Origin of the sequence: Armatimonas sp. (assembly GCF_043760365.1) — a bacterium.
Classification (GTDB): domain Bacteria; phylum Armatimonadota; class Armatimonadia; order Armatimonadales; family Armatimonadaceae; genus Armatimonas.
Genome location: NZ_JAYUPA010000381.1, coordinates 1 through 5065, shown reverse-complemented (window position 1 = coordinate 5065; position 5065 = coordinate 1). Strand labels below are relative to the sequence as shown.

Sequence of the window (5065 nt, the reverse complement as noted above, 5' to 3'; positions counted from 1 at the left end):
GGCGAGGTCTAGGGGCTGGGGCAGATCCATGAGCCGGAGGAAGCCGCCGGGCTGGCCCGTGTCAATGCTGACAGGGGTCAGGGCGACGTTTTTTTCTTGCAGGGCGATCACTTTCTCTTTGGCCGTGCCCCCGATGGTCTGGATGGCCACGCGGCAGCTTCCGTCAAAATAGATCGGATCGTCTAAATGGTAGCGGTAAAATGCCCACTGGCGCTGTGTGCTATCGGCGATGGGGCAGCCCTGGGTACGCTGGGCGTAGGCTCCCTGACCCCAGCCCGTGCCGATGTAGTCCTCCGTGCCGGTGCCGCATAGTGTCGGGAGGGTGTCGTCGCCCATCCACACTTTCACCTCGCCCTCGCCCCACCACGCGCCCTCGTAGCGCTCGTCGGCGATGACTCCGAGGTTGCAGCCCAGAAAGCGCCCGCTGCCTGAGATCTGGGGAAGGATGAGAAAATCTTCTCCCAGTACATTGGGCGACTCACGGCGAAACTGCGCATGGAAGTAGAGTGTCTCAGGCGTGTGAGTCACCCCGAGCAGGAGGTCAATATCGTAGAACAAGTGAGGCAGGCGCGCCTCGGACGTGTTCGTGAGTGTCACCCGCGCCGCTGTGCGAAAGGGCATCGGCACAAAAGCATTAAAGCTGCGGCCCTCGGGGTCGGAGAAGAGAGCGCACTCAAACGCTGTCTTGCGGCCCAGTGCAATCCCGAAGAAATCCCCCAGCGGCACGGAGACGGCGGGAGTGCTCGCGCCGTCCCAGAACATCTCCAAACGCAGCGCCCGTAGCATCTCCGGGCTCCGGTCGCTGACAGTCATCCAGAGGCGGGTGAGTGTCCCGCTACCTGAAATATCTAGCAGCGTTTTCGTCTCACCCGGCTCCAGCGAGTCGAACGCATGGCCTTTCGCGCCGTGATTCTCCTGGCCACCCTCGCCTCGCCTCGCCGCCAAATTCTCAAAGCTCGCCCAGCGCGTCTCGACGCCACGTGGTTTCTCATAAAGATTCATAATTAAACCTCCAAAGATACCCTCTGCTTCAGCCGAGGGAGGAATTGGGAACCGCAGGGAAAGTTTTGTGATTGATTCTGAAATTCTGTTTGCATTTTGTTTTCTTTTATGATATTCTCTCTGGCAGTAGAGTTTTCGCTTTGTGGCTCGTCCCCACAATAGTCAGGAACTTACCTTTGAATTATGCGGAGCTTGGTAGCTCCGCCAGACAGAAACCCGTAGCAGTCGGGTAAGGCAATCGCGGGGACTGCATCCTATGCGCGGGCTTCGGTTTATACAAAATCTGTTCAAAGCTATGACGATATGGCTCTGCCCTGCTTTCGGCTCGTCCGAAGGATCGGGGTCGAACACGGGGCAATGTAACTTGCCCTATAGACGGGACGTTCGGCTTGTGCGAAGGTACCAACTTTCGTTTGCCTAACGTTACTGTCAAAGCCTTCGGCTTTAGCCGAGGGATCAGTTACGCGCGTATCTTACCTGACGTGGGACGGGGGCAATAAATGGGGTTCCTGTGTGTTGAGCGATACAATACGATCATGGACGACAAAGGGCGAGCCAAGGGAATGGTGTATGACGAGTTTATTCAGCTCATCGCGCAGGGAGGAGGGCCAGAAGCCGTTGTTTCGTTCCGGCCCTCAGAAGCGACGCAGCACCGTGCCTATGAGCTTGTAGATCGCAAGCGAGAAGGTAGTCTTACTCCTGAGGAAGAGAGTGAGTTGAGCCACTTTGTCCAGCTAGAGCATCTGGTACGAATGGCAAAAATTCGTGCGCGAATGATCCAGACCGGGGCCTCTCCTATTCCCGCAAAAGCGGCGTGAAGTCGTGAGCCGGACGTACATTGCCTTCAATACGCCAGAGCGCTGTGAAGAACGTTGGGGACTTCAGGTGCTAAATCGCTATCCGACAGGTTAGAATGTTTCCATGCAATCTATGGCACTGACGGCAACCAATCTTCGCTGCGAGTATCGCACCAACCCGCTTGGGATAGACTCTCTGGCTCCACGGCTCTCCTGGGAGCTCCGTTCCGCACGCAACGGCGAGGTGCAGCGCGCCTATCAAATAATCGCAACGAATAATAAAGACGGCAATAACGTGCTCTGGGATAGCGGCAAAGTTGCCTCTGCAGACGCAATTCAAGTGGCCTATTCGGGCAAGAAGCTTATCAGTGGCCAGCGTGTTTTCTGGCGCGTGCGGGTGTGGAACCGTGACGATCAGCCGGGGCCGTGGAGTAAAGAGGCGAGCTTTGAGCTGGGCCTTCTGACTCCCGCCGACTGGAGCGGGGCACGGTGGATTCGCGACCCGAAGCCCGCGCCCGCCAACCCCTACGCCGATGATCCGCTGCCGCTGTTTGGAAAGAGCTTTACGCTGCCACGCGCCGTGAAATCCGCACGATTGTCAGTGACGGGCCTGGGGTACTTCGAGGCGAGTGTGAACGGCGTCAATCCCAGTGATGCCATGCTAGAGCCAGGCTGGACCAACTACGAGAAGCGCGTCTACTACCGCACACTCGATGTCACAAAATTACTTAAGCGCGGCGAGAACGCACTGGAGATCTTCGTGGGCAACGGCTGGTGGAACCCTATGCCGCTGGTCATGTTTGGGGGCGCGGCATTCTTACCTAAGACCCTTTCCACGGGCCGCCCGCGCTGCATTGCGAGGCTAGAGATCGAGCTCAGCGATGGCGCAAAGCAAGTGATTGTGACGGATATGAGCTGGGATGTGCGCGACAGCGCCCTGCGCTTCCAGAACAACTATATTGGTGAGGTCTGGGATGCGCGGGAAGCGGGCAAGGGAGCGGCGCGGCAGGTGGTGCTTGCGACAGAGCCCGTTGGGCCGCTCCAGTGCGAGCCACAGCCGCCGATCAAGGTGATCGGGGAGCGCAGCGCAAGTACTCTCTCCGAGCTCAAGCCGGGCGTGTTTTTGCTCGATGCGGGGGTGAACCAGTCCGGGCGGGTGCGCCTGACACTGAAGAACACAAAGCCGGGACAGAAGATTGTTTTACGCTACGGGGAGCTTATACATAAAGACGGCAGCCTCAATCCAATGACGGGGGTCTGTGGACAGATCAAGGGGGGGACGAAAGAGCGCCATGGTGCGCCCAAAGACAGCGATCGCCCCCCTATTCCCGCCATCCAAGAGGACACGTTTATCTGTGCAGGAGCCGCTGAGGAGACATTTCAGACGCACTTTGTCTTCCGGGGTTTTCGCTATGTGGAGGTGAGTGGGGCAACTGAGAAGCCAACTCTAGTTGTCCACTCGATGGCTGCTTCGGTGGAGAGCGCGGGGGAGTTTTCTTGCTCCGAGCCGCTGCTCAACCAGATTCAAGAGATCACGCGTCGCACGTTTCTCTCGAATCTCTTCTCCGTCCAGTCCGACTGCCCCCACCGCGAGAAGTTCGGCTACGGCGGCGATATTGTCGCGACGCGCGATGCGTTTCTCTACAACTTCGACATGGCCGCTCTCTACGCTAAGATTGCCACGGACTATGCCGATGCCGCTCGCCCCGACGGCTCGCTACCCGACACCGCGCCGTATGTGGGGATTCACTACTGCGGGGTGGGCTGGCCGATGGCGTTGCCCTTGCTGCAAGTGGAGCTTTTGCGCTACTACGGCGAGACAAGGCTGATTGAGCAGCTCTATACGACAATGGCGCGCTGGCTGGAGGGCACCGATGGCAAGAAGGGGCTGACGGACCACGAGGCGCGGGTGGGGAGTCCGCCCGAAGCCACACTCCCCCTGCTCTACGCCGAGTGCGCCCGCATGGCTGAGACGCTGGCGCTCACGCTGGGCAAGCGCGGAGACGCGGCAAAGTGGCGAACCCTGGCGAAAACCACCACCGATGCCTACCAGCGTGCCTTCCCCGATGCACCGCCCATCCAAGCCTGCCTGGCCTACGCGCTGGAGTATGGCAAGCTCGACCAAGCCGCGCAGCAACGCACGCTTGACCGCCTGCTCGCCGATTTAAAAGCGCACGACGGGCACCTCACCACGGGAATCTACGGCACCAAGTTCATGTTCGATGCGCTCTCGCGCCTGGGTCACGCCGATGCCGCGTTCACGTTTGCCACGAAAAAGACCGTGCCCTCGTGGGGCGCGATGCTTGCGGGCGGTGCGACCACACTCTGGGAGCACTGGGACTTCTCGGACAACACGTTCTCGCATAACCACCCTATGTTCGGCTCGATCAGCGCGTGGTTCTTCGCCTGGCTCGCCGGAATCCAGCCCGCCGAAGATGCCATTGGTTTCGATAAAATCGAGCTCCGGCCCCAGTTTGTGGCAGGGCTGAGCTCCGTCAAGGCTAGCTATAGATCGCTCCGTGGCCCGATTAAAGTGGAGTGGAAGCGGCAAGCTGGGAAAACTGCCCTCACCGTCGAGATTCCCATCGGCAGCACCGCCACACTGCACCTACCCGGTGGCGCGACAAAAGCGCTGGAGAGCGGGAAGCATACCGCCCAATGGAATTAGGCGTCGGGGTGGCGTTCCGCCGCAAAGCCCGTGCCGGGCTGGGGAAATAAATTCGGTAGCCTGGCACGGGCTTTGCGGCACGTAGTGCCATTGGAGACGCCGGTTTTCAACCGGCGGCACTTACGCGGCCAAGAGCATCGGCAATAGCTCCTCGGCCTTCCCCACGAACTCGTCGTGCAGATACGGGTTCTCGTGGCGCGACGGCTCGATATTGACCGAGACGCAGTGCGCTCCGGCAGCGTGCGCATCCAGCAGCAAGTACGCGGCGGGAATCACGACGCTGCTCGTGCCGACCACGAGAAACAGATCACAGCCGCGTAGCGCCTCAGTGGCCTGCTCAATCGCCTTGTTTGGGAGCGTCTCTCCAAAGAGCACCACATCGGGGCGCAGGGGCGCACCACACGCCGGGCAGAGCGGTGCTCCGCCTTTGTAGGAGGCTTCATCGAAGAACGGCGCGAGGCTGCATTTCGTGCAGCGCGTCCGAAAGCCGGAGCCGTGTAGCTCTATCACGTTCTCACTCCCTGCACGCTGGTGCAAGTTATCCACATTCTGCGTGATCACAAACACCTGCCCCGGCCAGCGCTTTTGTGCCGCCGCA

At 59.8% G+C, this 5065-nt stretch carries 4 protein-coding genes; 2 read left to right on the top strand and 2 right to left on the bottom strand.

The window, feature by feature from the left end; translation table 11 throughout:
• A partial coding sequence (locus ACH2EH_RS09185; protein WP_395140989.1) for a glycoside hydrolase family 172 protein occupies nt 1-1002 on the bottom strand: 1002 nt, incomplete at its 3' end.
• Nucleotides 1003-1538: 536 nt separating this feature from the next.
• On the opposite strand from ACH2EH_RS09185, the gene ACH2EH_RS09180 reads away from it, so the two are divergent.
• Both ACH2EH_RS09180 and ACH2EH_RS09175 read left to right on the top strand, forming a co-directional pair.
• Nucleotides 1539-1820 (top strand): hypothetical protein, encoded by a 282-nt coding sequence (locus tag ACH2EH_RS09180; RefSeq protein WP_395140987.1) that lies wholly within the window; start codon nt 1539-1541, stop codon nt 1818-1820.
• Nucleotides 1821-1923: 103 nt separating this feature from the next.
• On the top strand, nt 1924-4467 hold the full coding sequence (locus tag ACH2EH_RS09175) for a family 78 glycoside hydrolase catalytic domain (RefSeq protein ID WP_395140985.1): 2544 nt from the start codon (nt 1924-1926) through the stop codon (nt 4465-4467).
• A 120-nt stretch (nt 4468-4587) separates the two neighbouring features.
• Here ACH2EH_RS09175 and ACH2EH_RS09170 read toward each other — a convergent pair.
• Nucleotides 4588-5065, bottom strand: a 478-nt coding sequence (locus tag ACH2EH_RS09170) for an NAD-dependent deacetylase (protein ID WP_395140983.1), incomplete at its 5' end; no start/stop codon positions are given.